We start from the raw sequence: 25,301 nt of genomic DNA on the forward strand, positions 1-25,301 counted from the left end.
CGCGGTCGTCACTGCGCCTGCTGAGCGGCTTGCACCGTCCTGCCCTCGAGCCGCAGGAGTCGCGCGAAGCCGTCGGGCATCCACCAGTTCCATCGGCCCATGATCGCCACGAGGGCCGGCACCAGCAGCGTGCGAACGACGAAGGCGTCGAGCAGGATCCCGAACGCCAGGCCCGTGGCGATCACGCGCACGGGTAGATCCGGGCTCGTGCTGAGCGACAGGAACGAGACGGCCAGGATCATCGCCGCCGACGTGACGAGCCGGCCGGTGCGCGAGAGCGATCCGACGATCGCCTCCCCCGTCGACCCTGTGCGGTCGTACTCCTCGCGCATGCGCGCCAGGAGGAACACCTCGTAGTCCATCGACAACCCGAACAGGAACGCGAAGACGATGATCGGGATGAAGTCGCGGATCGAGCCGGTCGCCGGGACGCCGTAGATCAGCTTCGATCCGAAGCCGTGCTGCCAGAACAGCGTCAGGAACCCGTAGGACGCGCCGAGGGACACGACGTTGAGCACGACCGCCTTCGCGGCCAGCACGATCGACCGGAACGCTCGCGCCAGCAGCAGGAAGGTCGCCAGCGCGATGACCCCCAGCATGAGCGGGAAGTTGCCGTAGACGGCGTGGACGAAGTCGGCGTTCTGGGCCGTGTTGCCGCCCACCTCCACGCCGCCCGGGACCGACGACAGCCGGGAGCGCAAGGTGCCGATCAGGGCCTTGCCGGCGTTCGTGTTGCCCTGGGCCCGCGGGATGACGCTCACCAGCTCGTCGGAGCCCGAGCGGGCGGCGGGCGTGAGCGTGGTGTAGACGCCCGGCGTGTGGTCGGCGATGCGGGCCACCTGCGCGGCGGCGGCAGGGCCGCCGTGGGCGAGGAGCTGGACGGGGAAGACCACGCCCTGGGGGACGCCTTGGCGGTTCAGCGCGGTCAGCGTCCTGGCGGCGGGCGTGGTCTTGGAGAAGGCGTTGGTGCTGGGCTGCCCGGTGTTCATGCCCAGCGCCGGCACGGCGAGCGCCAGGACGATCGCCAGGCCCAGGCCGCCGGCGATCCAACGGCGCCGGACGACGAGCTCGCCCCACCGCTCCCACGTGCGGCTGAACGTGGTGGAGGTCCGGCGCACACGGCGGCGGTCCAGGGCCGGACCCCACGCCGCGAGCGTGACCGGCAGCAGGGTGATGGCCGCGGCGATCGCGACCAAGGGAATCAACAACCCGCCCTCCCCCACGCTGCGCAGGAACGGCACCGGCAGGACGATCAGCGACGAGAGGCCCACTGCGACGGTGAGTCCGCTGAGCACGACGGCGTGTCCGGCCGAGGCGCCCGCGGCGAGGATCGCATCATGGTTGTCGAGGCCCCCTTCGCGCTCCTCGCGCCAGCGGGTGACGATCAGCAGCGAGTACTCGATCGCCACACCGAGGCCGATCAGGGCCACCAGGAACTCCACCAGGAAGCTGACATCGGTGAGATGCGTCAGGCCACCGACGAGCAGGAACGTGATGAAGATCGACGGCACGGCCATCAACAGCGGCACGACGGCGATCGCCGATCCGTAGACCAGCAGCAGGATCACCAGCGCGCCGGCGGCGCCGATGAGCGTCTCCACCAAGACGCTCGGGCCGCTCCCGCCTCCGCCGGACTGCAGCTGCTCGAAGCCCGTGACGCTGACCGTGGCGCCCTGCGGCGCGGCGCCGTGCAGCACGGCCGGGATCCGGTCGATCACGCCCTTGCCCGATGGGATGTCGGGGTTGGGCATGTTGACGAGCGCCCAGGTGGTCCGCCCGTCGGCCGAGATCAACTTGGGGTTCTTGGTCGACGCGTAGTCGGCCACGGCGACAGGACCGGCACGATGGGCAGCCGCGAAGGTCCTGGCCGCCATGGCACGGCCGGCCGCCGTCCGCATGCCGTGCTGCGCCGGGAGGTGCAGGACGGCGATCGTCGGCTGCTCGTTGCCGTCGACGCCGAACCGCTGGAGGATCTGGCGGTTGGTGTCGTACCCGGCGTTGCCGGGGGTCGAGAAGTCGTGCGTGAGACGGCTCGTCGCCGAGGAGGTCGCGTAGGCGCCGACCACCGCCAGCACGATCCTCGTGACCGCGACCAGGCGCCGGTGTGCGAGGGCGAAGCGGGTGATGGAGGCCATGCGATCGAAGCTACGGGCGGCCTCCAGCCCTGTCGTCGGCCGCCAAGACGCACTTCGCGGAGCACGCCGTACTGCTCGCGGAGTACCTCAGGAGTCGCCGCCGGCCGCCGATGGCCGGATGAGACCGCTCTGGTAGGCCATGACCACGAGCTGCACACGATCGCGCAGCCGGAGCTTGGTCAGGATCCGCGACACGTGGGTCTTGGCCGTCAGCGGGCTCAGGTGCAGCGCGGCGGCGATCTCGCCGTTGCTCAGGCCGGTCGCGACGAGCAGCAGCACCTCGCGCTCACGGGCCGTGAGCTCGTCCAGGCCCTCGAAGGACGGCGAGGCCGCCGCTGCGGGCGCCGAGATGTAGGCCTCGATCAGGCGGCGCGTCACGCTTGGCGCCAGCAGCGACTCGCCGGACGCCACCACGCGGATCGCGCCCAGCAGGTCCGTCGGCTCGCCGCCCTTGAGCAGGAAGCCACTGGCGCCGGCCCGCAGTGCGCCGAAGACGTACTCGTCGAGCTCGAAGGTCGTGAGCACGAGCACGCGCGTGGCCGAGAGCGCCGGGTCACCGGTGATGAGGCGCGTCGCCTCCAACCCGTCCATCTCGGGCATCCGGACGTCCATCAGGACGAGATCGGGCCGCACCGCGCGAGCCGCGGAGACCGCTTCGACGCCCGTCGCCGCCTCGCCGACGACCTCGATGTCGGCCTCGGACTGCAGCAGCGCGCGGAACCCCGCCCGGACGATCGCCTGGTCCTCGGCCACCAGCACGCGGGTCGCGGCGCTCGTCACCGGTCTGCCCGGGCGAGCGGCAACTGCGCGTGGACGCGCCATCCGCCGCCGGCCGCCGGTCCGGCCGCCACGTTGCCGCCCAGAGCGCCGGCCCGCTCGACCATCCCGCGGACCCCGTGCCCGTCGACCGCGTGGAGCGTTCCGCCGCGACCGTCGTCGATGACCTCGATGTCCAACATGTTGGAGATCACCGACACCCGGACGCGGGCCGTCGAAGCGTCCGCATGACGGAGGACGTTGGTCAGCGACTCCTGGACGATCCGGAAGCCGGCCTGCCCGACCGGTGAGGGGATCGCCTTGCCGATGACCCGGACGTCGGCGACGGCATCGACTCCCGTCGCCCGCGCGCGCTCGACCAGCCCCGGCACCTCTGAGAGGTCGAACGCGGGCCCGGTCGGCGCGACGTCTCCCTCCTGGCGCAGGAGGCTCAGCGTGCAGCGAAGATCGCGCAGCGCCTCCGCCGACAGATCCTTGATCTCGGCCAGCGCCGCGGGCTGATCACCGGCGTCGGCCAGGTGCGCCGCAACACCGGCGCGCACGTTGATCGCGACCAGCGCGTGGGCCAGCGTGTCGTGCAGCTCCCGCGCGATCCGCAGCCGCTCGCCGACCACCCGGCGGCGGCTGTCCTCCTCGCGCTCATGGGCTGCCCGCGCGAGCCGTTCGAGATTGGCCGCTACCAGCGCGCGGCGCGAGCGAACCGTGTCGCCGACGACCAGCGCTCCGATGGCCAGCAGCAGCCGGAGCCCGGCCTGCTGCACCATGCCGCCCTCGTCGTGCTCGATGGCGGCGATGATCGCCACCAGCACCACCGCGGTTCCCACGCCGACGGCGATCGAACGCCGACGACCGCCGACGACCGCGACGGTGTAGAGCGGGATCATCACGAGGACGATCGCCGTGTCGTAGGGCTCGAACGCGGCCAGGCACGCGATCAGCCCGGCGAACATCGCCAGCAGGACGGTCAGCGGCGCGACCGAGCGCCACGCCAGCGGCGCGCAGGCGACGAGGGCCAAGACGTAGTCCGCAGCCGGCAGCGATGCACCGTGTCTCCGATTGACGCCATCGGCGACCAGGACGGCCGCGCCCACGACGGCGAGGGCGACATCCGGCAGGCGCGGTCGGCGCAACTCCATCACCGCAAGGTACCGGTGGTCCTGCCGTCCGCCATCGGCCATGCGGACGCACCCGAGTACGCCTCGAGGAGTACCCCGGGCCGGCTATCCGACCAGCGCGCCCACGGGCGTCCCGCTCTGGCGTGGCTGTTCCGGGGCGGCGCCGGAGAGCACCACGCACGCGTCGGGCGGGATGACGATGCTGACGCTGCCGGGCTGCATCGCCTGGCCGCCTTGAGCGACGAGGTCGATCCCGCCACAGGTCAGCTCGTAGCGATAGCGGTCTCCCAGGAAGGCCAGGTTGCGCAGCTCACCCTCCAGCACATTGGCGGCGGGGACGAGCTCACCTCGTCCTCGCGGCGCGAGCCGCAGGGACTCGGGCCGAATGGCGATCACCGCACGGTCGCCGATCGTCAGCGCGTCTGCGTGGACGTCGAGCGCGCTGCCGGCGCCGTCGAGCTTGAGCCGGTACCTGCCCTTCTCGATCCGCTCGGTGACCATTGCGCGAAGGACGTTGCACTGGCCGATGAAGGTCGCGACGAACTCGTTGGCCGGCCGCCGGTAGATCTCCTCGGGAGCTCCCACCTGCTGGACGACGCCGCGGTCCATCACGAGGATGCGGTCGCTCATCGCCAGCGCCTCGTCCTGGTCATGCGTGACGAACAGCGTCGTCAGTCCCAACTGGTGGTGGAGCTGCCGCAGCCACGACCGTGCGCGCTCACGCAGCTTCGCATCGAGGTTGGAGAACGGCTCGTCGAGCAACAGCAGGCGAGGGGAGTACACGAGCGCGCGGGCCAGCGCAACGCGCTGACGCTGTCCACCCGAAAGCTCGTGCGGGTAGCGCTCGCCCAAGTCGTCCAACTCGACGAGCGCCAGCATCTCCTCGACGCGGGACTTGCGCTCGGCCCTGCAGATCCCGCGGACTCGTAGCGGGAAGGCCACGTTCTCGCCGACCGACATGTGCGGCCACACCGCGTAGGACTGGAACACCATCCCCAGATCGCGCCGCTCGGTCGGAAGCGAGACCTTGTGCGCCACGTCGACCAGGACGTCGCTGCCGCAGCGGATGACGCCCCTGTCGGGGGCGACGAAGCCGGCGATCGACTGGAGGGTGGTGGTCTTCCCGCAGCCGCTGGGACCGAGCAGGGTGAAGAGCTCTCCGGACGCGGCCGTGAAGCCGACGTCCTTGAGCACCTCGGTGGCGCCGTAGCTCTTCGAGACGCGATCCAGGACGATGTCAGGCACGGGGTGCTCCACGGTTGAGTCGGATCAGCAGCGCGCCGATCCCCAGGACGATCGCGGTGATGCCGAGCTGGATGACGGCCATGGCGGCGACCGGGCCCTCGGTGCCCTGCATGTACTGGCGCACCATCTCGACGCCCATCAGCTCGGTGCCGGGCTTGGCGAGGAAGATCGCGGCTTCGTAGTCGTTGAGCATCGCGACGAACAAGATCGTCAGCGACCCGAAGATGGCCGGGCGCAGCAACGGCAGCACGATCCTGCGGCTCGTCGTCCACCAGCTCGCACCCACCACGCGGCCCGCGCCATCGAGCTCTTCGGCGATCCGCGCCAGCGACGGCGCCATGATCATGTACGCCAACGGGATTCCGCGCACGACCAGGGCGACCCCTTCGCCGACGAGGTTGTTGCGCAGCCAGTCTCCCGGCGGCACGAAGAACAGGTACGACCAGAAGAAGGCGAGCGAGACGATGATGCCGGGGATCGAGCGTGGGTACAGCATTAAGAAGCGCAGCGAGTGCCGCAGCGCGAACTGCGAGCGGTGAGCGACCAGGGTCGCGACGGCGATGAGCCCCGTCGTGGTGACCGCCCCGGCTGCTCCCAGAACCACGCTGTTGCGGATCGACGTCTTCAGCGCCGGGTCGCTCACGGCGGTGTGGAAGTTGTCGAGCGTCAGCATGGAGAACGGCGACAGCAGAGGCGTGAGCAGCGTGACGAAGGACGCCAGGATCACGCCGCCGACGGGCCCGATCACGGTCACGAGCAACAGCGCCGTCGCCACCGCCGCGGCGGGAAGCCTCCAACGGCCGAGCGGAAGCGGCTGGCTCGCCGAGACCCGCGCCTCCGCGATGAAGCGCGTCCCGGCACCGACCAGCCGTTGCCGCAGCATGATCAGGACCGTGGCCGTGAGCAGCAGCAGGACAGCCCCTGCGCTGACGCTGGCCGGATCCGGCGTCTCGGAGTTGCTCCAGGTGTCGTAGAGATAGCTGGCGAAGAAGTTGATGTCGTGTTCGGCGCCGAGGAAGATCGGGATGCCCAGTTGCTCCAGCGAGATCGTGAAGATCAGCAACGCGGCGTTGGCCAATGCCGGGCGCAGCATCGGGATCGTGATGCGCCGGAGGATGAGCGGCGCCGAGGCGCCCGCGCTGCGCGCGGCATCCTCCAGGGAGGCGTCGCCGCCCCGCAGCGCCGACCGGAGCGTGATCAGGGCGACCGGCATCGCCACCGCCCCGCCCATGACCCCCATCCCCCACGGCGTGCCGAGATCCCATGGCAGGTGGAGCGTTCCGGTGATCGTGCCGGTCAGGTAGCCGCCGTCGCCGTACAGCGTCGTCCAGCCCATGATCAGCCCCAGCGGCGGCAGCAGGATCGGCAGCAGCGCCAGGTGGCCGAGGAGCCTGCGCGCGGGGAGGTCGGTGCGCTCGATCAGGACGGCCAGCGCCGCTCCCCACACGACCGAGATGGTGGTGACGGTCACGGCGAACTCGAGCGTGTTCCTCGCCGCCCGCCAGAATGCGGGGTCAGACAGCAGATCGCGATAGCCCTGAAGGGTGAGCGTGCCGCCGGCCTCGTACAGCGGCCGGCTCCGCACCGAGGCGTAGACCAGTGGCAGCAGCGGCAGGATGATGAGCCCGGCCGTGACCAGCCACACGGCGCCCTGCAGTCCCGTCCCGCGCCAGCGTGCCCCCCGCGGGGCGGGGAGCACGCTGCGCTGGGCGCCGACGGAGGAGATCGGACCCGCGCTCATCGCGTGTGCCTACCGGAACGCCTTGTGCCAGCGAGCGACGAAGCCCCTGTGCGCCTGGGCCACCTCGCCGGTGATGGGCACGAGGTAGGTCTTGGTCGAACGCTGGATGCTGGCCAGCGAGTTGCTGCAGCTCACGCCGCGGCGGTAGGCGGTGAATCCAGCCCCGCACATGGCGCGCTGGCCCGCGGCGCTGAACAGGAAGTTCACGAAGGCCTTGGCCCCCGGCGCGTTGCGCGCGCCCTTGGTCACCGCGATCCCGCGCGGGATCAGCGGCGTGAAGTCCTTCATGTAGGTCCAGCCGACGACCTTGCCGTAGTCGCCCGTCAGCGCGTTGCGGATCAGCCCCGACTCGAAGAACGCGAAGTTCGAGCCGCCGGTCAGCACCTGCTTGGCGATGGCCGTGCCGTCGGCCTGGGGCTTGCTCGCCGGTCCCAGGAGGTTGAGCCCGAACCAGCCGTGCTTCTTGGCGAAGCCCCAGTGCGCCGAGTATCCGAACTGGTTGTCCACCGTGTACGTGGCGATCTTCTTCTTGAACAGGCCCGGGTACTTCTTCACGTAGGTCTCCAGGTCACGGAAGCTGCGCGGGACGCGGTTGGCGGGGAGCTTGACCTTGTTGTACAGCGAGATGGCCGGATCGGGCGAGAGCACGAACACGCCCGGCATCTGCGTGATGAAGCTCGGGAACGCGCCGACGTCGCGCGGGGTCCACCTCGCCGCGATGCCGCGGTTCTGGTACCAGTTCATCGGCGAGCTGGCGATGATCACGTCCGCGGTCCTCGCACGCTGGGCGCTTTCGGCGCGGTACTTCGAGAACGAGACGTTGTCGTCCTGGTCGGTGTACTTGACCTTGATGCCGCGGTTGGCCCTCTGGAACGCATCCAGCACCGGCTTCATCTGAGCCGGAGGGGGATTGCCGTAGATGACCAGCGAGTTGTCGCGCGCCGCTGTCGCGGTGACGGACGGCTTGGCCGCAGGTGTGGCGCTGCCCTGGCTGACGGCGGCGATCGCCGCGAGAACGCACGCTGCAACGAGCGCGATGATGCCCAACTTGACCCTCAACACTTCTCTCTCCTCTGGTTTTTTGCCATTTGCTATAGCTAGTCAGGGCCCGGTCAGACCCATGAGCGTCCCGCCTCCGCGCCTACGTCTTTGCCTTGTCGGGCTTGACCTGCAGGAACGCGTCGGTGACCACTGAGATGTGCTCCCGCATGAGCCGTTCGGCTCGGGGCCCGTCACGGTCGGCGATCGCCTCGATGATCGCCCCGTGCTCGCGGTGTCGGTCCATCACTCGGCGGCGGTCGGGGCCGAAGATGTCGCGGACCGTCGTGAGGCGGAAGTCCCAGTCGAAGGCCGTCGCGGTCGCGATCATGCTGATCAGCGTCTCGTTGTGCGAGGCCCGGTCGATGCTGGCGTGCAGCTCACGGGTCAGCGCGAGAGCGCGCTCCGGGGCCAGCGAGATCTCGGTGAACCCCTCATACAGCCGCCGCATCGCGGCGATCTCCGACGTGGTCGCGTTCTCGGCGGCGAGTCGCGCGGCGACGCCCCGAAGGGCGGCCTCGACCAGCGTCAGCTCGAACAGCCGCTTGTGCGAGGGCTCGGCCACCTGGATGCGGCGCGTCCCGGACCGCTCGATGAGGTGCTCGTGCTCGAGCCGCCCGAGCGCCTCGCGCACGGGCGTCGGGCTCACTCCCAACCGCTGAGCAAGCTGCCGTTCGGTGATCCGCTCCCCGGGTTGCAGACGTCCCTCGATGATGTCCTCACGCAGGGCGCGATAGGCCTGGTCGGCCAGCGTCGGCCCGGTCGACAGCGAACGATCCTGATGCTGGGTCACGCGGTCACCTCGATGTCGAGCAGGGGTGCGTACTGCTGGCCGCCATGCATGTCGCCGTCGCCGAACTCGCCCTGGGACAGCCGGCGAGGCATCGAGAACTTCAACGCCAAGGCGTTGTCGCACGCGTAGCCGTCGACGTCTGCGAGCGGCACGCCGTAGATCGCCGCGACCGCGGTGCGATCAAGCGCTCCGGAGTCCCGCACCATCTCGTAGGTCCCTCGGTCGGAGAACATGATGTCGAGCGTCAAGACGAACGGCCCCGCGTTCTTGCTGCGGATGAGGCTGGCGCTCTCCCACAGCTTCATCAGGCGACCTCGGCCACCGCCGGGCGGCTCCCGCGCGTGCCCACCGTCTGCTCCCGCAGGCGAAAGACATCGCGGTCGCCGGGAACGAGCACGTGGTTGAGCGCAAATCCGTAGGCCGGGCCGAGCTCCACCCACGCCGGGTTGTGCAGGCAGGCAAAGCCGGTGATCGATCCCTTCCATTGCGGGATCGGCGCGTGCAGGAGAGGCTGCCGGCACAGCTTGATCATCTCCGTCGCCTCCTCCTGCGTGGGCGCCAAGGTCGTGCAGACGATGCCCACCTCGTGCGCCGGCCCGGGCGCGGGCTCCAACGCGCCCATGACGGCGTTGCGGCCGTAGACCTGAAAGCCGAGACGGTAGTCGCAGTCGTCGATCTCGACACCCATCAGGCGTGCGACGGACCCGCGGACGTACTCGTCGATGACCCCAAGCCACGAGTCCAGCTGGGCGATGATGAGCGGGTCGCGCACGCCGCCCACGATCATCGCCTCGTAGCCCAGCAGCGTGGCGCCCTCGAGCTTGAGCGTGTGCTCGGCAGCCTCGACGAACCGGCTCTCGCGCACGCGCACGGTGACCGCATCCTCCTGCGCGTACGTGCAACCCGTCAGATCGACGGTGCCCGAAGCCTCGGCGAAGTGATAGGGATCGGCCGTCTCGTACAGGCTGTGCGCGGCGACGCTCTGTGGCGTGCAGCGCAGTCCGTCTCCGATCGGCCAGACGGAGAACGAGTCTTCGCGGAGCGTCACCACCATGACGCCGCGGCCCATCGTCTCGCACGCCATGGTCCCGCACTCGACGACCTTGCCGGCGTGCCAGGCCAGGCCTTCGGGAAAGCCATGGACGAGCGGGAGCGCCGCGAAGAGCGCCGCGTCGCTGGAGCGTCCCGCGATGACGACCTGAGCGCCGGTCGCCAGCGCCTGCTGCAGTGGCTCGACGCCCATCATCGCCACGACGCGCTCACACCCGCTCAGGACGTCGCGGGAGAGCTCGGTCGCGTGGCGCAGCGGCCGGATGTCGCCGGCCGCGAGGCGCTCGACGAGCACCGAGCGGTCCTGCTCGGCGTACACCGCCGCCACGCGCAGCGTCTGCTCGAGCTCCTGGGCGATCTCGTCGACGATCCCGACGACCCAGTCGACGTGAACGTCGGCGCCCGCCGTGCCGGCCGACCCCACGATCACGGGGACACCGGCCTCGAGACCCGCCGCGATCATGACGCTCAGGTCGCGCTTGACGGCGTCGCGCGAGAAGGCCGTGGCCCCCGTGCCCAGGGCAAAGGCCCCCGCGTCGGTGGTGCCGGCATCGGCGGCGATGAACTGCGGCCCGACGGCGAGCGCAGCCGACAGCGCATCGGGATCCACTCCGGCCCCGACCGCCCCGATCGCCGCGATGTACGTCATCTCCTGCATCCGACTCCAACAACCCCGATCGCTATTTGCTATTGCAAAGCCACCCTACGCCGTGGCCGCCGCGGATGTCAAGGGTCGAGGCCGGCGCCGGGAACTGAGCGCGAACGCCTATCGCCCGCGCGCGGAACCGTGTTGGTCGCGCGGCCGTCCGGATCTACGTTCGCTGCGGGCCGCCCGCGGATTGCACGGAGGAGCACTCATGACAGGGGCACGGCGTTGGCAGGAGTAGGACCCAGGCGAATCGCGGGTCGCCCCCGCCCCGTGGTCGTCGCGACCCTCGTCGCCGCGGTGGCGATCGCCCTGATCCTGCTCGCCGCCGCTCACATCCACAACGGCGGCTCGAGCGCGATCGGCCAGGTCAAGCTCGAGACCGCTCCGACGGTCGCGCCCCCGACGCCGAACCCCCAGACCGACCCGTTCGGCGCTCCCAGCGCGAAGCCGGACTACTCGGTCCCGCCGCCGCCGGGCCAGCCGACGATGGTGCCCACGTTCGGCACCAAGTCCACGCAGCGGCTCTACGGGGCCGATCCGTTCCAGGAGGCGGTGTCGGTCACCCAGCACGTGTGGACCTCGGCGCTGCCGGAGAACGCGCCGAACGAGAACAACAACGTTCCCGACCGGCCGTGGGGGCTCACGCTGGTGACGCCCGACGATCCGCTCACCGCGATCACCGCGCTGCCGCTGCTGCACTTCCCGAACGACGCGCCGGTCCTCTACGTCACCAGGCACGGGATCCCGAAGGTGACGGCCAACGAGATCAAGCGCCTCGGCGACACCGGCATCTCGCGCTACCACGACGTGGACGCCTTCCTGGTCGGCGCGGCCGCCAACCCCGGCGTCGAGCGACAGCTCAAGGCGATGGGCCTGAAGTACGCCACGGTCACGGCGCCGAGCGTGCCCGCGCTGGCCAACACGGTGGACAAGCTGTACGGCAGGATCGAGAACCCCGACACCGGCGTGCCCAACATGGACAACGGCGCCCAGGACGTCATGGTCGGCTCGATGCAGTCCTACCGGTACATGCTCCCCGCCACGCACTGGGTCGCGCACATGGCCTCGGGCCTGCTGTGGGTCAACGCGAGCTCCGTCCCGCAGGCGACGATCGACGCGCTCGAGCGCCGCCACGGCCGGGCCCACATCTACCTGTTCGGCGGCCCGCAGCAGATCTCCGGCCCCGTCGCGAAGCAGCTCGCTCAGTACGGCACCGTGATGCGCGTGTCCAACGACGACATCGTCGACTTCAACGCGCCGCCGAAGGAGACGCCGGTGGACACGTCGATCGCGTTCTCGAAGATGTGGGACGTCTCGGGCCAGGTCGGTTGGAAGATCACCGGCCCGGGCCACGGGTTCACGCTCGTCAACGAGAACGACTGGCAGGGGGCCGTGGCTTCCGCGCCGCTGTCGCACCTGGGCTTCCACTCGCCGCTGCTGCTCACCGACAGCGCCGGCAGGCTCCCGCCGCAGCTCGACGACTACTTCAAGTCCGCCGCCCCGACCTACCTCACCTCCCCCGACGACGGTCCGTACAACATGACCTACGTGATGGGCAGCTGGAAGCAGGTCACGTGGCCCGTGCAGGCACACATCGACTACGTCTCCGAGATGATGAACCGCCGGGTCTGGAGCCAGGCCGCCGGCGGCCGCTACGCGGACTCCCAGCCGTAGGGGCGGGCGTCATCGCCGGCGCACGAAGTTGCCCACGAGGACGCCGATGACGGTGACGAGATAGAGCTGTCCGACGAGCATCTCGATGACGGCGAGGGCGTGTCCGACCGGCCGCGCGGCGGTGAGGTCGCCGAACCCGGTCGTCGTCAGCACGACGAAGCTGTAGTACACCCAGTCCGACGCGGTGCCGTCGGTCCCCTGGGAGAAGTACGGAGCGCTGTCGACGCGTGCGACGAACCCGATGCTCCAGGCGAACATGAGCCCGATCAGCAGGTAGATCGCCAGCGCGCCGGCGACGGCTTGGAGCGTGACTCCCTGTCCCGCGACGAGCCGCGCGAGCCCGCCGGCCAGGCTGAGCGGGATCGCCGCCGCCAGCAGCCCTGCGAGTGCGAAGTCGGCCGCGCCGGGCAGGACCTCCGTGGCGACGCCGACGACGATCAGCGCGGCCGCGACGCCGGCGGCCGTCGCCCGCGCGCGCCGCACCTCCTCCCGCGCGCGCGAGGTGCCGAACGCGACCACGAGCGCGGCGCCCTCTATGGCGACCCCGACGGCGCGAGACCAGTCGGCGGCCGGCGCGACGATGATGAAGACCACCAGCGCGACCGTCAGCAGGAACACCGCGCCGTAGCGGTATCCCGCCGGACGCAGCGCGGCGGTCCGGAGGTCGACCTCCGCATCTGTGTGGGTGGACGCGTGCGTGCCGCGGATCAAACCGGCGCGCGCGACCCGCGTCATCACCCGGATCGCATGAGCGCGGGGCCCGCTACTAGCCGGGCACGCTGTCGAGCTCTCTCGCGAGCTCCTTGCCGTCGGCGTCGAGCTCGCGCTCCTCGCTCTTCTGCGCCCGCGTGAGCGCCTTGTCGAGCTGCTCCCGGACGCGCGACCTCCCGATCACGATCAGCGCGGCCTCGCCCTCGTCGAGCCGCTCGCCGAGCTCCTTGGCGTCCTTGCGCGACACGCCGCCCAGGGCATGCCCGATCCCGCCGCCCGCAGCGGCGCCGACGACCGCCGCGCCGAGGACTGCCGGCGGAAAGACGATCCCGACGAGGGCGCCGACCGCGGCGCCCGTCCACGCCCCGTGCTGGGTGGGCTTCTCGTGCTTGGTGACGTGGACCTTGCCCTCGTCGTCCTTGTACATGAGCGCGACGTCGTAGCTGCCGACCAGGTCGGCGGAGTGCAGGTCGAGCAGCATGTCGTAGTCCGCTTCGGCGTCCGCGCGATCCGCATACACGGCTCCGTAGACGAATACGGGGTTGTCACTCATCGCTGAGCTCCTCTCGGTCGGGTCAGCTGAGGACGAGTACCCGATCCACGTTGGGGTGTCGTCGCGGCCCGCGCATCACCCGAAGGGGGTGATGCGCAGCCGCCCGCGCGACCGCGGTTGCGCCCGAACGCCGGGCGACCGCGGCAGCGCCGCGGTCGCCCGTGTGGTGCGTGCGCCCGGTGCTACTTCTGTGGGAGCGGCCCGAAGCCGGGCGGCTGGACCCGGTTGTCGGTCACCGCCTCATACGCCGCGCCGATCGCGAACAGCTTCTGCTCGTTGAAGGGCAGCGAGAGCAGCTGGATGCCGGCCGGCAGCTTTGCGGCCTTGGGCGGCAGCAGCGAGCCGTCCTGGGCGCGATCGTAGACCTGCGTCGTGAACCCGGCCGGGACCGTCATGGCCGGGAAGCCCTTGCTGCTGATGCTGTCCCAGACCAGGCCGCGGTCGTTGACCGACGGCTCCTCGGGCGCGGTCAGGATCCCCGGCGGGACGTTGCCGGTCGGGGAGACCACCGCGTCGAGCCCCATCTCCGCGAAGCAGTCGTAGACGACCGTCTGCCACGTGAAGCGGGCCTGCAGCGTGCTGGCGCTCGCCAGCGTCTGCGCCTTGTCGGCGTTGGTCAGGCTCGCCTTGCGGTTGCCCATCATCGGGTTCGGGTCGTTCCAGAAGGTCGACTTCTGGATCAGCTCCGTGAGGTCGTGGATCGCGGCGTCGCCACGCTCCCGGATGTACGCGTCGAAGTTGTACTTCGCGTCGCCCACATCCGTGCTGCTGCCGCCGAGGTTCCGGATGCTGGGCTGCCCGGTCGCGGTGTGGGGCACCGACGACGGGTTGAAGTACATGTCCAGCAGCGTGTTGACGTGGTCGGTGGCCGGCGCGCCGGCGCCGTCCACCGGGAACTGCGCGGCGAACTGCCGGACGAACTGCTGGTTCATCCACTTCGGCACGTACTTGTCGACGCAGCTCTGAAACAGCGCTCCGTGCGGGCCCGGGTCGACGATCGTCGCCCCGAGGTCGCGCAGCTTCTGGATCGCGCGCTCGGCGATGTCGATGCTCTCGGCGTCCACGACCGGGAACAGGCTCTTGTCCATGTACTCGCGGATGACGCCGATCCGGTAGCCGTCCAGGCGCGGCTTCTTGACCGACGTCTGGTACGGCGCGGTCGGAACCCGCCCGGTGCCGAACGCCGTCAGCTCATCCTTGGGATCGAAGCCCTGATAGGCGTCGAGGATGCGGGCGGCGTCCCCGACCGTGCGGCACATCGGCCCCACGCGCGTGGCGATCCCGCGCTGGATCATCCCGTCGGCGCTGACGAGCTCACGCGTCGGCGCGACGCCGACGACGTCGTTGAACACCGACGGCTTGACGATCGAGGCGCCGGTCTCCTCGCCGATGGCGCACGTCACGAAGTTCGCGGCCACCGCGGTCGCCGACCCTCCGCTCGAGCCACCCGGGTCGCGCTCGGTGTCGTAGGGGTTGCACTGCGTGCCACCGAACGAGCTGCGCGCCGGTCCGCCGGCGTACTCATCCAGGTTGGCCTTGGCGAGGATGATCGCCCCGGCCTGGCGCAGCCGCGCCACGACGGTGGCGTCGTCCGGCGGACGGTCGTTGGCCCACTGCACGTCGCCGCCGGACGTCGTCCGCATGTCGGCGGTGTCGTACTGGTCCTTGATGGCCATCACCACGCCGTGCAGGGGTCCGGCCAGCTTGCCGGTCCGGGCGAACTGCTGATCGAGCCGGGCTGCGGTCTCGAGGGCGTCGGGCATCTTGGGGTCGGCGTCGACGGCGTCGGTCATGCTCCGCGCCTTGCGCGCGTCGAAACCCATCGCCTCGCGCGTCTTGGGCCGGAGGTTCAGCGTCATGAGCGCGTTGACCTTGCCGGCGTTCGGGATCATCGTGACGGGTCCCAGGATCCCGGCGGGCTGGCTCACGCAGGTGCCGTTGTAGGCCTTGATCCGCGCGAGGTAGTCGTTGACGATCTCGGTCGTCGTCACCCGGTGGCGCAGGATCGCGTCCTGGATCTCGGGGATCGTCGCCTCTTCGATCTGGAAGGAGCTCCGACCCTGCCGGTCCTTGGAGTCCTTGTTGTCGGCGGCTGCCGCCTGGGCGGCGCCCAGGGTGAGCACCACGGCCAGCAGGCCGGGGAGGCCCGCTCTCCTCCATCCAGCTCTCCTCGGCGCAGCAGGCAACGACTGCTTTTGCAGTCGTGAAGACGAGTACTTCACGGTGGGACACGACCTTCATTTTCGGGTTTGGTAAGGCGGCGCGACGCTATTGGCGCGGCGGCGCGGTGCCTATGGACCGTCTGTCGGTGCGTGCTCGACCATCGTTCGAGCGCGCGTCATCTGCGCCGCGACCGGGGCGCCTGCGGGTCACCCGCCGCTGGGACGGAGGTCACCCTTGGAGCGTGTCCACGGTCACGCGGGGATCACCCGGAACGTGATGCGCCGGGGGCCGGCCTTCAGGTCGCCCGCCGTGGCGCTCACCGTGAGCCGGTAGGTCCGCGGGGTGAGGATCCGCTTGCCGAACCGACCGGTGAACCGGACCACGCCGTTGCCCTTGCGCGCGGAGCGCGTGAGCGTGCCGACGGTCACCCAGCGCCGGTTGCGGCCCTGGCCGGTGACCCGCTCGACGCGCAGCCGGACCTTGGCGGCCTGGTTGAGCCGCCAGGTGATCCGCGACCCGTCGAGCCGCGTCCCCGGCCGCGGGCGCCGGTGGGCCACGCGGAACTGCCGCGGGCTCATGCGCACGTTCGTGAGCCTCAGCCGCGCGGACGTCCCGCCGGCGGCGCCGGGCCGGCCCGAGGCGCCAGAGGCGGACGGCGCCGGCGACACGCCCGGCGCCGCCGTGTTGACCGGCTCGTCGGGCGCGAGCTCGCGCTCGGTCCCGGCGGGGATCGCGGTCCACCCGGAGCGCTGGTTGGCGTAGCGCTCGCCGATGGTCGTCCCGGTGATCGGCACATCGACCGCGGTGGCACCCGCGTTCTGGACGTGCAGGCGGCCGTCCTGCAGCCAGGCCGTGACCTTGCCGCCGGCGAGGTTGGCCGCCCACGTCTCCTGCCGCGACAGCGTCTGGGCGATCTGGGTGCTGGTGAGCTGCACCAGCGGCGTGCTCGCGCGGTCGATCGCGGTGTCGTAGCGCTGCAGCAGTGCGCCGAACACCGAGTAGGCGATCCCGCCCTGGTTGGGGTCGGTCTCGGGCAGCGCCGGGTTGTAGTCGGCCAGGTTGCTCTGGTGGATGAAGTGCGGCCGCGGGTCGTTGCCCATGACGTGGCGGAACATCACGTTGTTCTCGCTCGTGACGTACTGGTCCCACGTCGCCGCGGCGGTGCGGCAGGTGGTGACCTGCGGAATCGCGACGCAGCCGCCGCCGTTGGCCGGTGCGACGTAGATCCAGTTGTACTCGTCGAGCTGCTGGCCCTGGCGCGAGACGTTGTAGTACACGTTGCTCGGGTAACGGGGGACGGCCTGGAAGCCGGCGCCCGGCGTGCCCTGGCGGAACGTCGCCCCGACCGCCAGCGGCGCGCTGGCGAGGCTGGTGGCCACCGACGGGTAGGCCTTCGACGCGTCGGTGGCGACGAAGCCGATCCCCGCCGCGTTCAGGCCGGCGAGGTAGTTCGGGTTCTGCGGGTAGGGCGCGATGGCGGCGCCGTTGACCGCCGGCGGCGTCCCGGCCGTGCCGGCGGCCTGCGCGTCGGTGATCGACAGGACCAGCGGCGCGGTCCCGTCGTCGGTGACCGCGTCGGCGGCCCGGTCAAGCGTCCCGACCACCGACCACGTCGTGGTCCCCGTGGGCGCGCGGTACAGCGTGAACCGGACCGCGTGGCAGACCGCGTTGAACGTGGCCGTGACCGCGTTCTGCGGCGCGGCGACCGCGACGCCGGCGACGGTCGAGGCGATCGTCTCCCCCGCGGCCGAGCGTGCCGTGATGGCGTAGTCGTAGGTGCCGGCCGGGACGGCGCCGCCGGTCACGGTGGCCGGCTCGGCGTCGTTGAGCGACGGCGGGTCGATGGTCCCCGGGTTGCCGGGGCGCGAGTTGGCCAGGCCCGAGTGCTCACCCGTGATCACCTCGGCGCGATCGAGCGGCAGCGCGTGCGCGGTGCCCCACGCGACGTTGTCGGCGATCTCCTTGGTGATGAACGGCGCCGTCGAGCAGTCGATGTTCGGGTGGTCGAAGGTGTGGTTGATGAACCCGAACGCGTTGCGCACGGTCGGGTCCTGCAGCGCGGTGACCAGGGGGTCGGCGGTCGCGTTGTTGGCCGGATCCGCGTCGGAGTTGACCTCGTCGAGCCACAGCTGGCTGCCTCCGCCGTTGAACGCGAAGTCCAGGCGCACGTTGTGCGCCTTGGACCACGTCATCGCCTGACGCACGTCGGCCGCCGTCATGCGGCTGGCGGTCCCCGGGCCGTAGTTGGTGGTGTGCGTCGCGGGATCCCAGGCGTCGTCGGGGAGGAAGAGGTCGTCCGCCTGGATCTCGAGGTAGTTGCGCTGGAAGCCGAGGAACACGCCGCGGGTGACCCAGTTGAGCATCCCGTGGCGCAGCAGCTGCACGTGGGACTGGTTCTAGGGGAACGCGGCGCGGCCGGCGTCGGTGAGAGTCCCGGTGATGCCGTCCTGCGCCGCGCCCCCTACGGTCGCCAGACCGTGAGCGGGTCCTGGCGCGGTGTAGTCGCTGAGTTGCCGGATGCCGAACGTGCGCTCGAACTTCGCGAGCGCGGCCCATTCCGGATCGGTCAGGGCCGAGAGGTACGAGGTCGTCGCGTCGGGGTTGGTGACCGCACGGCCGAGGTCGCCGGTCGAGAGGATCACCGCGCTGTACTTCGCGTGGTCGGCGCCGTAGTCGGCCAGCCGGTCATCGGTGAGCGTCGCGGTCCGCGCCGCTCCCTGGTAGGCGACGAACGTGTCGTACGGAACGCCTTCGCGGGCGAGCTCTGCCTTCCAGGCGCCGAAGCCGGGCTCCGTCCCGTCGGCGGACAGCAGGAGGACCTTCACGTCGATCCGCTGGCCCGGCCCCGGCGTGCCCGGGGTCGCGGCCGACGCGACCGCGACCGCGACCGCGACGGCCACCGCGGCAACGGCCGCCACCGCCAGGAGGGTCGTGCGCAGTTCCGTCGCGCGTCGCCTGCTCCATCGCTTCCGTGCGTCGCTCACGGTGATCTCCATCCCCGGTCGTGAGAGGTCCGCAGCGCATGCTCTGCCGGGCGGCGACGGCGTGTCAAGGTGCCCGGGGCCTGCATGTCTGCGCGTTTGCCGTTTCCACGACGACCCCGTTGCGTATGGATCGAACCTCCCGCGTCGGTCCGTATCCCGGTGGTTCGCGGCGCCGGGTCAGCGCGTCCGGTCCTCCCCCAGCGACGGCAGCTGGTCGCGGAGCCCGCGGGACGAGCCCGTCGGCGACGAGCCCCTCGTCGGACTGCGGACGCCGGACGGCGGCCTTAGCGCGCCATGCCGGCCGGTTCGAGCGCGCCCGAGGTCGTCTCGAAGATGCGGCCGTAGACGATCTGGCCGTCATGCAGGCGGAACAGCCAGCCGGCGGGCGAGTCGATCACGCGGCCGGCGCCCCAGGCGTAGACGCGGCCCGTCGCCACGACGATGCCGCCCTCGCCCTCCCGGAACTCGTCGGGCGAGGGGCGCAGCTCCTGCCACACGCGCGCGACGTCGGCCATGTAGGCGCGCATGCCGTCGTGCCCGCGGTAGGGCTCGCCGCCCGCGGCGACGCGCGCGGTCACCGGCTCGAACACGACGTCGGGCGCGCAGCGCTCCACGACCGCCTCGACATCACGGTGCTCGAACGCAGCGAAGATCCGCTGGACGATCTCGACGTTGGTCGACGCCACCGCGAGCACTATGCCAGTACCGTCCGCGGCCATGCGCCTGGTCACGTTCCACGATCCGCACGGCACGCTGCGCACCGGTCGGCTCGACGGCGAGGACGACGACGTCCGCGTCGTGGAGCTCTCGGCGCCGACGATGCTCGACTGGCTGCGCGGTGACGGCCACGCGCCGACCGGTCGCGACCACGCGCTGGGCGACGTGCTGCTGCTCGCGCCGATCCCCGAGCCGCCGAGCGTGCGCGACTTCTACGCCTACGAGGAGCACGTCGCGACCGGCTCGCGCCTGCGCGGCCGCGACGCGATTCCCCAGGCCTGGTACGCCGCACCGACGTTCTACTTCTCCAACCCCGCGTCGATCCAAGGGCCGGGAACGCCCGTGCGCCGGCCCGCCGGCTGCGAGTGGCTGGACCTCGAGCTGGAGATCGCGGCCGTCATCGGCGAAGGCGGCGAGATCGCCGGCTTCACGCTGCTCAACGACTGGAGCGCGCGCGACCTCCAGCGCGCCGAGATGGAGGTCGGCCTCGGCCCCGCCAAGGGCAAGGACTTCGCCACGTCCATCGGCCCCTGGCTCGTCACGCCGGACGAATTGCCGATGCGGGACGGCCGCCTGCGGCTGACCGCCACGGCGTCGCTCAACGGCGAAGAGCTCATCCGCACCGACGCGGGCGAGATGTACTGGAGCTGGCCGCAGCTCGTCGCGCACGCCGCCAAGGAGACGCGCCTGCGCCCGGGCGACGTGCTCGGCTCGGGCACCCTGAACCGCGGGTGCCTGCTGGAGCTCAACGCCGACGGCGGCGTCGACGGCGCGGTGCGCTGGCTGGCGCCCGGCGACGACGTGACGATCTCGGCGGACGGGCTCGGCACGCTCCGCGCGCCGATCGTGTAGGGGTGCCGTAGGCGGCTAGCGAGGCCGAGGCCCACGACGGCCAGCCGTCGCCGCCGGAGGTGGGTCCCCGGTCGCGACAGCGACACAGTCTCCTAGAAGTTCAGCCCGAGCTGCGCCGCGGGATAGCGCGGCAGCCCGTCCTCGACGACGGCGAAGTCCGTGACGGCATGCGTGATGAGCTTCGCGTCGGGGCCGACGTGCAGGACCTCCCAGCCTCCGATCGCCAGCGCGTCGGACAGCAATCGGCGGTGGCACTTCTCCCACGACGCCTCCGCGCACATCACCGCCGTGCGGCGCGCGGTCGCCAGCGCCTCCAACCGCCGCAGCCCGCGGCCGAACTCGGCCGACAGCACGTGGTCGGCGTAGCCGCGCAAGGCCTCGAGCTCCCAGCCGTCGTTGCGCGATCCGTCCACCGGATCGCGGTGGCCGCCGAGCTCGGGCAGGTGCGCGTAGCTGATGCCGCGCGGCGCCAGCTCGACCGCCAGCGCGTCGTCGTCGTAATGCGGATGACGGCGGGAGCGCGGCCAGCGGCGCACGTCGGCGACCTGCACGATCCCGTGGGCGCGCAGCAGCTCGACGAGCCCCTCGAGGGGGTGCGACGAGTGTCCCACCGTGAAGATCGTGCCGGGCACGGACGTCAGGATGCCAGTGCGAGCTCGGTGCGGCGCGTGCCGAACGCGGCCGACACCTCGGTCAGCACGTCGAGCATGGCCTGCTTCGCGGGCGAGCGGAACGAGTCGGCCAGCGTCGTGGCGATGATCCGCCGCACCGGCGGCCGCGCGCCGAGCGACCGCACGACGACGTCCTCGCGGACCGCGATCAGCGCCAGGTCGGGGATGAACGACACGCCCATCCCGGCCGCGACGAAGCCCTGGATCGCGTTGTAGTCGTCGAGGTTGAACGCGATGCGCGGCTCGAAGCCGGCGGCCTGGCAGGCGCGCAGGAAGATGCTCGCGTCGGGGCAGTTGCCGGCCGTGCCGATCATCCACGAGTCGTCGGCGAGGTCGACCAGGCGCAGGCGGGCGCGACCCGCCATCGGGTGGTCGCGGTGCAGCATGATGTACATCGGGTCGTCGAGCAGCGTGATCGCGTCGACGTCGACGTCGGTGCGCGACGAGAACGTGGCCTCGATCGACAGCGCGATGTCGGCCTCGCCGGCGCGCAGCAGGCGCAGCCCGACGTCGGGCTCGGCGGGATGGAGCGAGAGGTCCACGCCCGGGTGGCGCTCGCGGAAGAGCGCGACGGCGAGCGGCATGAGCGTCGAGCACGCGCTGGGGAAGGCGGCCAGGCGCAGGCGGCCGCCGCGCAGGCCGGCGATCGCCTGCAGCTCGTCCTCGGCGTCGGCGAGCCGGGCGAGGATCGCGTCGGTGTGGCCGACCAGGGCGCGGCCGGCGTCCGTGAGCCGCACGCCGCGAGCGCTGCGCTCGACCAGGCGCGACCCGGCCTCGCGCTCCAGGGCCGCGATCTGCTGGGAGACCGCCGACTGCGTGTAGGACAGCGCCTCGGCGGCGGCGGAGAACGAACCGTGCGCGGCGACCTCCCGCAGGACCCGGAGACGGCGGACGTCAAGCATAAGCGGAACTTACTCCGTCGGTCACCAAATGTCATTTGAGCTGATGGCCCCGGAAGACCATCATGCTGGTCATGCCCGGTAGCACCCGCTCCCCCTCCCCCGCACTGCCTTCCTCCTCCGACGCCGTCGTCATCCGCCCCGCGTACCCCGACGACGCCGCCGCGCTGCAGCGCCTCGCCGCGCTCGACAGCCGCCGCCCGCTGAGCGGCCCGATCCTGCTCGCCGCGCGCGACGGCCGCCCGCTGGCCGCCCTCGCGCGACGCGACGGCCGCACCGTCGCCGACCCCTTCGCCCCCACCGCCGACCTGGTCGCCCTCCTCCGGCTGCACGCCGCCCCCACGGCGGCGCGCTCCGGCCGGCGCCGGGAGCTCCTCCGGCGTGTGGCAGCGAACCCCCGGAGGCGCCCCGCGCTCGCGCGCGGGTAGTCCCCGGGGTCAGATGCGCCGAAGCGCCGGCCCTTCCGCCGCGATCCATCCCCCTCCTCAGGTGTGGCGGGTGTGGTCGGCGCTCGGCGCGATCTACGTCATCTGGGGATCGACCTACCTCGCGATCCGCCTGATGGTCGAGACGGTGCCGCCGGCGCTCGGCGCGGGCGTGCGCTTCGTCCTGGCGGGCGGCGCGATGCTTGCCGTGCTGGCCGTGCGCGGCCGCGGATGGCGCGCGATCCGGCTCCCCGGGCGCCAGCTGCTCGGGTGCGTCGGGGTCGGCACGCTGCTGGCCGCCGGCGGCAACGGCCTCGTGACCGTCGCCGAGCAGGACGTGCCGTCGGGCCTCGCGGCGCTCCTGGTCGCGACCGTACCGCTGTGGATCGTGCTCTACCGCACGGTGGGCGGCGACCGGGTGGCGGCGATGACGCTGGCGGGCGTCGCGCTGGGCTTCGTCGGCGTCGCGATCCTGCTGCTCCCCGGCGGCCGCCCGGACAGCGTGCCGCTCGGCATGGCGCTGCTGATCGTGCTCGCCGGGGCGTTCTGGGGCCTGGGGTCGGTCATCGCCCAGCGCGTGGAGATGCCCTCCGACCCGATCGTCTCCACCGGCTGGCAGCTGCTGTCGGGAGGGCTCGTCGCCTGCCTCGGCGGGCTGCTGCTGGGCGAGGGCGGCGACGTGGACGTCGGCGCGTTCTCCGGCAGGTCGATCGCCGCGTTCGCCTACCTGGTGCTGATCGGGTCGATCGTCGCGTTCTCCTGCTACGCCTGGCTGCTGCGGCACGCGCCGATCTCCCAGGTGTCGACCTACGCGTACGTCAACCCGGCGATCGCGGTCGCGCTCGGCGCGATCTTCCTCGACGAGCGCATCGCGGCGGCGACGGTCGCGGGCATGGTGCTCGTCGTCGCGTCGGTGGCGGTGATCGTCCGGCGCGAGGCGCGCCGCGCGCCCCCGGGCGACCCGGCGGACCTCCGCGGTCCGAGTCAGTTGCATGAAAAGACCGAGGCCGCTACGGTGGTCGCGGTCTCGTCACGCAACTGATCCACGCCGCACTGGAGCCATTCGCATCATGAGCCGCCGCGGGCGCGTCGCCGCCATCGTGTCGGTCGGGGTCTTCGTCGCCAGCCTCGACCTGTTCATCGTCAACATCGCGTTCCCGGACCTGGAGCGTGACTTCGCCGGCACGTCGCTGGCCAGCCTCTCGTGGGTGCTCAACGCCTACGCCATCGTGTTCGCCGCGCTGCTCGTGCCGGCCGGCCGGTGGGCCGACCGCGCCGGGCGCAAGCGCGCGTTCCTCGGCGGGCTGGCGGTCTTCACGCTCGCGTCGGCGGCCTGCGCCGCGGCGCCCTCGGTCGGCGTGCTCGTCGGCGCCCGCGTGGTGCAGGCGGCGGGCGCCGCGCTGCTGATGCCGGCGTCGCTGGGCCTGCTGCTGCCCGAGTTCCCGGCCGAGAAGCGCGGCCTGGCGCTCGGGCTCTGGGCGGCGGTCGGCGGGACCGCGGCGGCGGCCGGACCGGTCATCGGCGGGCTGCTGGTCGAGCTCTCGTGGCGCTGGGTGTTCGTGGTCAACCTGCCGGTCGGCGTGCTCGCGATCGTCGCGGGCACGCGGGTGCTGTCCGAGATCCGCGAGACCGGCGCGCCGCGCCCGGACGCCCTGGGCTCCGTGGTGCTGACGGGCGCGGTCGGCACGCTGATCGGCGCGATCGTCCAGGGGCCCGACTGGGGCTGGACGAGCGGCCGCGTGCTCGGACTGCTCGCCGTGGCGGTCGGGCTGTCGCTGGCGTTCGCGGTCCGGTCGGGGCGCGTGGACGTGCCGGTGGTCGAGCCCGAGCTGCTCCGGGTCCGCGCGTTCGCCGCGGCCAACGCGGCCGGGGTGCTGTTCTTCGTGGGCTTCTCGGCGATGCTGCTCGGCAGCGTCCTGTTCCTCACCGAGGTGTGGGGCGAGACCGCGCTGACCGCCGGCCTGATGATCGCGCCCGGGCCCGCGACGGCCGCCCTGTTCGCCGTGCTCGGCGGGATCCTGAGCGGCAGGATCGGACCGCGCGCCGTCGGCGCGATCGGCACGGCGCTGTTCGCCGCCGGCGGTGTGCTGTTCGCCACCCGCCTGGGCGCCGAGCCGCACTTCGTCGCCGACTACCTGCCGGGCATGGTCGTCGGCGGCGCCGGCGTCGGCTTCGTCAACCCGGCGCTGGCGGGCGCCGCGACCGCGCAGCTGCCGCCGACGCGCCTGGCGACCGGGAGCGCCGTGCTGACGATGTCGCGCCAGCTCGGCTCGGCGCTCGGCGTGGCGCTGCTCGTCGCGGTCGTCGGCACGCCCTCGCCCGCGCACGCGGTCGACGCCTTCCAGGACGCCTGGTGGTTGATGGTCGCCGCGGCGGTCGGGGCGACCCTCGCCTTCGTCGCGGTCGGGCCCCTGGCACGCCCCGCGGTGCAGCCGACGCTCGAAGAGGAGCTCGAGGCCGCGGCGATCGGCGTGGCGCCGGAGGTCGCGGCGTAGGCAGGGCCACACCCGCGCCGGTGGCGGCAGGCCCGCGGCGCGCGCGTGCCCGTGACATCCGGTCGTCATCGCCGACCGACCACCCTGCCCCACGACCAGCGTCGGAGCTGCGCGCCACCGACGCCCGCGCCGCCCCGGCGCCACCGGCTCCTACGCGACCGGCCGCTCGAACAGCGTCGACAGGACCACCTGCGTGTGGGTGCGCCGGACGCCGGGCGTGTCGCGGAGCCGTTCGAGCGCCTCCTCGAGGTGCTGGGTGTCGGCGGCGCGCAGGTGGATGATCGCGCTCGCCTCGCCGGCGACCGTATAGGCGGCCTCGACCTCGGGGTGCGGCTCGATCGCGCTGCGGACCTCGCCGCCGGACATGCGCCCCTCGCAGTAGAGCGCCACGACCGCGTGGGTGTGCCAGCCCATCGCCGCCGGGTCGATCACCGCGGCGTAGGACTTGATGACCCCGCCGGCCTCCAGGCGGTCGACGCGGCGCTTGACCGCCGGCGCGCTCAGCGACACCTGCGATCCGATGTCCTGGAACGACCGGCGCGCGTTCTGACGCAACAGCGCAACGATCTTGCGGTCGATGTCGTCCATTCAGCCACCATACCGCCGTGGACGCA

23 protein-coding genes are annotated in these 25,301 nt (G+C 71.8%); 5 read left to right on the top strand and 18 right to left on the bottom strand.

The window, feature by feature from the left end; genetic code table 11:
• Positions 1 to 8: 8 nt before the first annotated feature.
• The 9 genes from VK501_RS05665 to VK501_RS05705 form a co-directional block, all read right to left on the bottom strand.
• The gene (locus tag VK501_RS05665) at positions 9 to 2,135 is read right to left on the bottom strand and encodes an MMPL family transporter (protein WP_324335504.1); all 2,127 of its coding nucleotides are present in this window, start codon (positions 2,133 to 2,135) and stop codon (positions 9 to 11) included.
• An 87-nt stretch (positions 2,136 to 2,222) separates the two neighbouring features.
• The gene (locus tag VK501_RS05670; RefSeq protein ID WP_324335506.1) at positions 2,223 to 2,915 is read right to left on the bottom strand and encodes a response regulator transcription factor; all 693 of its coding nucleotides are present in this window, start codon (positions 2,913 to 2,915) and stop codon (positions 2,223 to 2,225) included.
• Positions 2,912 to 4,048 (bottom strand): sensor histidine kinase, encoded by a 1,137-nt coding sequence (locus tag VK501_RS05675; RefSeq protein WP_324335508.1) that lies wholly within the window; start codon positions 4,046 to 4,048, stop codon positions 2,912 to 2,914. Before VK501_RS05675 ends, VK501_RS05670 begins: the two co-directional genes overlap by 4 nt.
• 84 nt (positions 4,049 to 4,132) lie before the next feature.
• The gene (locus VK501_RS05680) at positions 4,133 to 5,272 is read right to left on the bottom strand and encodes an ABC transporter ATP-binding protein (protein ID WP_324335510.1); all 1,140 of its coding nucleotides are present in this window, start codon (positions 5,270 to 5,272) and stop codon (positions 4,133 to 4,135) included.
• Complete coding sequence (locus VK501_RS05685) at positions 5,265 to 7,013, bottom strand: iron ABC transporter permease (protein WP_324335512.1); 1,749 nt, start codon at positions 7,011 to 7,013, stop codon at positions 5,265 to 5,267. Before VK501_RS05685 ends, VK501_RS05680 begins: the two co-directional genes overlap by 8 nt.
• A 9-nt stretch (positions 7,014 to 7,022) precedes the next feature.
• On the bottom strand, positions 7,023 to 8,072 hold the full coding sequence (locus tag VK501_RS05690; RefSeq protein ID WP_324335514.1) for an ABC transporter substrate-binding protein: 1,050 nt from the start codon (positions 8,070 to 8,072) through the stop codon (positions 7,023 to 7,025).
• A gap of 82 nt (positions 8,073 to 8,154) precedes the next feature.
• Positions 8,155 to 8,844: a GntR family transcriptional regulator gene (locus tag VK501_RS05695; RefSeq protein ID WP_324335516.1), complete on the bottom strand. Its 690-nt coding sequence runs from the start codon at positions 8,842 to 8,844 to the stop codon at positions 8,155 to 8,157.
• Positions 8,841 to 9,149: a DUF4387 domain-containing protein gene (locus VK501_RS05700; RefSeq protein WP_324335518.1), complete on the bottom strand. Its 309-nt coding sequence runs from the start codon at positions 9,147 to 9,149 to the stop codon at positions 8,841 to 8,843. The genes VK501_RS05695 and VK501_RS05700 overlap by 4 nt, the downstream gene beginning before the upstream one ends.
• Positions 9,149 to 10,543: an acyclic terpene utilization AtuA family protein gene (locus tag VK501_RS05705; protein WP_324335521.1), complete on the bottom strand. Its 1,395-nt coding sequence runs from the start codon at positions 10,541 to 10,543 to the stop codon at positions 9,149 to 9,151. Before VK501_RS05705 ends, VK501_RS05700 begins: the two co-directional genes overlap by 1 nt.
• A gap of 270 nt (positions 10,544 to 10,813) precedes the next feature.
• On the opposite strand from VK501_RS05705, the gene VK501_RS05710 reads away from it, so the two are divergent.
• Complete coding sequence (locus VK501_RS05710) at positions 10,814 to 12,217, top strand: hypothetical protein (protein ID WP_324335522.1); 1,404 nt, start codon at positions 10,814 to 10,816, stop codon at positions 12,215 to 12,217.
• 9 nt (positions 12,218 to 12,226) lie between these two features.
• On the opposite strand, the gene VK501_RS05715 is transcribed toward VK501_RS05710, so the two are convergent.
• From VK501_RS05715 to VK501_RS05740, 6 genes are all read right to left on the bottom strand, one after another.
• Positions 12,227 to 12,952: an ion channel gene (locus VK501_RS05715; RefSeq protein ID WP_324335524.1), complete on the bottom strand. Its 726-nt coding sequence runs from the start codon at positions 12,950 to 12,952 to the stop codon at positions 12,227 to 12,229.
• Between the two features lie 31 nt (positions 12,953 to 12,983).
• Entirely contained in the window at positions 12,984 to 13,481 is a 498-nt protein-coding gene (locus VK501_RS05720) for a DUF1269 domain-containing protein (protein WP_324335526.1), read from the bottom strand.
• A gap of 182 nt (positions 13,482 to 13,663) precedes the next feature.
• On the bottom strand, positions 13,664 to 15,607 hold the full coding sequence (locus VK501_RS05725; RefSeq protein ID WP_324335528.1) for an amidase: 1,944 nt from the start codon (positions 15,605 to 15,607) through the stop codon (positions 13,664 to 13,666).
• 288 nt (positions 15,608 to 15,895) lie between these two features.
• Positions 15,896 to 18,028, bottom strand: a complete 2,133-nt coding sequence (locus tag VK501_RS05730) for a hypothetical protein (protein ID WP_324335529.1) — start codon at positions 18,026 to 18,028, stop codon at positions 15,896 to 15,898.
• Positions 18,029 to 18,040: 12 nt separating this feature from the next.
• Complete coding sequence (locus VK501_RS05735; RefSeq protein WP_324335531.1) at positions 18,041 to 18,628, bottom strand: hypothetical protein; 588 nt, start codon at positions 18,626 to 18,628, stop codon at positions 18,041 to 18,043.
• Positions 18,629 to 18,912: 284 nt separating this feature from the next.
• The gene (locus VK501_RS05740; protein WP_324335533.1) at positions 18,913 to 19,314 is read right to left on the bottom strand and encodes a nuclear transport factor 2 family protein; all 402 of its coding nucleotides are present in this window, start codon (positions 19,312 to 19,314) and stop codon (positions 18,913 to 18,915) included.
• A 31-nt stretch (positions 19,315 to 19,345) separates the two neighbouring features.
• Between VK501_RS05740 and VK501_RS05745 the strand changes: the two genes are divergently transcribed.
• Complete coding sequence (locus tag VK501_RS05745) at positions 19,346 to 20,197, top strand: fumarylacetoacetate hydrolase family protein (protein WP_324335535.1); 852 nt, start codon at positions 19,346 to 19,348, stop codon at positions 20,195 to 20,197.
• A gap of 92 nt (positions 20,198 to 20,289) precedes the next feature.
• Here the strand turns inward: VK501_RS05745 and VK501_RS05750 are convergent, their stop codons facing one another.
• Positions 20,290 to 20,829 carry a DUF488 domain-containing protein gene (locus VK501_RS05750; RefSeq protein WP_324335537.1) on the bottom strand — a complete coding sequence of 180 codons (540 nt, stop codon included), beginning with the start codon at positions 20,827 to 20,829 and terminating at the stop codon, positions 20,290 to 20,292.
• Positions 20,830 to 20,834: 5 nt separating this feature from the next.
• Complete coding sequence (locus VK501_RS05755; protein WP_324335539.1) at positions 20,835 to 21,770, bottom strand: LysR family transcriptional regulator; 936 nt, start codon at positions 21,768 to 21,770, stop codon at positions 20,835 to 20,837.
• 71 nt (positions 21,771 to 21,841) lie between these two features.
• Here VK501_RS05755 and VK501_RS05760 point away from each other — a divergent pair, with 71 nt between their 5' ends.
• The 3 genes from VK501_RS05760 (at position 21,842) to VK501_RS05770 (ending at position 24,687) form a co-directional block, all read left to right on the top strand.
• A complete protein-coding gene (locus VK501_RS05760; protein WP_324335541.1) occupies positions 21,842 to 22,195 on the top strand; it encodes a hypothetical protein in 354 nt (117 codons plus the stop codon).
• A gap of 70 nt (positions 22,196 to 22,265) precedes the next feature.
• Entirely contained in the window at positions 22,266 to 23,234 is a 969-nt protein-coding gene (locus tag VK501_RS05765; protein WP_324335543.1) for an EamA family transporter, read from the top strand.
• 28 nt (positions 23,235 to 23,262) lie between these two features.
• The gene (locus VK501_RS05770; RefSeq protein WP_324335545.1) at positions 23,263 to 24,687 is read left to right on the top strand and encodes a DHA2 family efflux MFS transporter permease subunit; all 1,425 of its coding nucleotides are present in this window, start codon (positions 23,263 to 23,265) and stop codon (positions 24,685 to 24,687) included.
• A gap of 150 nt (positions 24,688 to 24,837) precedes the next feature.
• Here the strand turns inward: VK501_RS05770 and VK501_RS05775 are convergent, their stop codons facing one another.
• Positions 24,838 to 25,275 (bottom strand): Lrp/AsnC family transcriptional regulator, encoded by a 438-nt coding sequence (locus VK501_RS05775; RefSeq protein WP_324335547.1) that lies wholly within the window; start codon positions 25,273 to 25,275, stop codon positions 24,838 to 24,840.
• Positions 25,276 to 25,301: the final 26 nt, after the last annotated feature.

It is taken from the genome of Baekduia sp., assembly GCF_035318805.1.
Taxonomy (GTDB): Bacteria; Actinomycetota; Thermoleophilia; order Solirubrobacterales; family Solirubrobacteraceae; genus Baekduia.

Bases quoted from the DNA above. Each gene is read 5' to 3' on its own strand.
- VK501_RS05720 (WP_324335526.1), bottom strand. From the start codon at position 13,481: ATGAGTGACAACCCCGTATTCGTCTACGGAGCCGTGTATGCGGATCGC.
- VK501_RS05760 (WP_324335541.1), top strand. From the start codon at position 21,842: ATGCCCGGTAGCACCCGCTCCCCCTCCCCCGCACTGCCTTCCTCCTCC.
- VK501_RS05775 (WP_324335547.1), bottom strand. From the start codon at position 25,275: ATGGACGACATCGACCGCAAGATCGTTGCGCTGTTGCGTCAGAACGCG.
- VK501_RS05675 (WP_324335508.1), bottom strand. From the start codon at position 4,048: ATGGAGTTGCGCCGACCGCGCCTGCCGGATGTCGCCCTCGCCGTCGTG.
- VK501_RS05755 (WP_324335539.1), bottom strand. From the start codon at position 21,770: ATGCTTGACGTCCGCCGTCTCCGGGTCCTGCGGGAGGTCGCCGCGCAC.
- VK501_RS05770 (WP_324335545.1), top strand. From the start codon at position 23,263: ATGAGCCGCCGCGGGCGCGTCGCCGCCATCGTGTCGGTCGGGGTCTTC.
- VK501_RS05685 (WP_324335512.1), bottom strand. From the start codon at position 7,013: ATGAGCGCGGGTCCGATCTCCTCCGTCGGCGCCCAGCGCAGCGTGCTC.
- VK501_RS05705 (WP_324335521.1), bottom strand. From the start codon at position 10,543: ATGACGTACATCGCGGCGATCGGGGCGGTCGGGGCCGGAGTGGATCCC.
- VK501_RS05700 (WP_324335518.1), bottom strand. From the start codon at position 9,149: ATGAAGCTGTGGGAGAGCGCCAGCCTCATCCGCAGCAAGAACGCGGGG.
- VK501_RS05715 (WP_324335524.1), bottom strand. From the start codon at position 12,952: ATGACGCGGGTCGCGCGCGCCGGTTTGATCCGCGGCACGCACGCGTCC.
- VK501_RS05665 (WP_324335504.1), bottom strand. From the start codon at position 2,135: ATGGCCTCCATCACCCGCTTCGCCCTCGCACACCGGCGCCTGGTCGCG.
- VK501_RS05745 (WP_324335535.1), top strand. From the start codon at position 19,346: ATGCGCCTGGTCACGTTCCACGATCCGCACGGCACGCTGCGCACCGGT.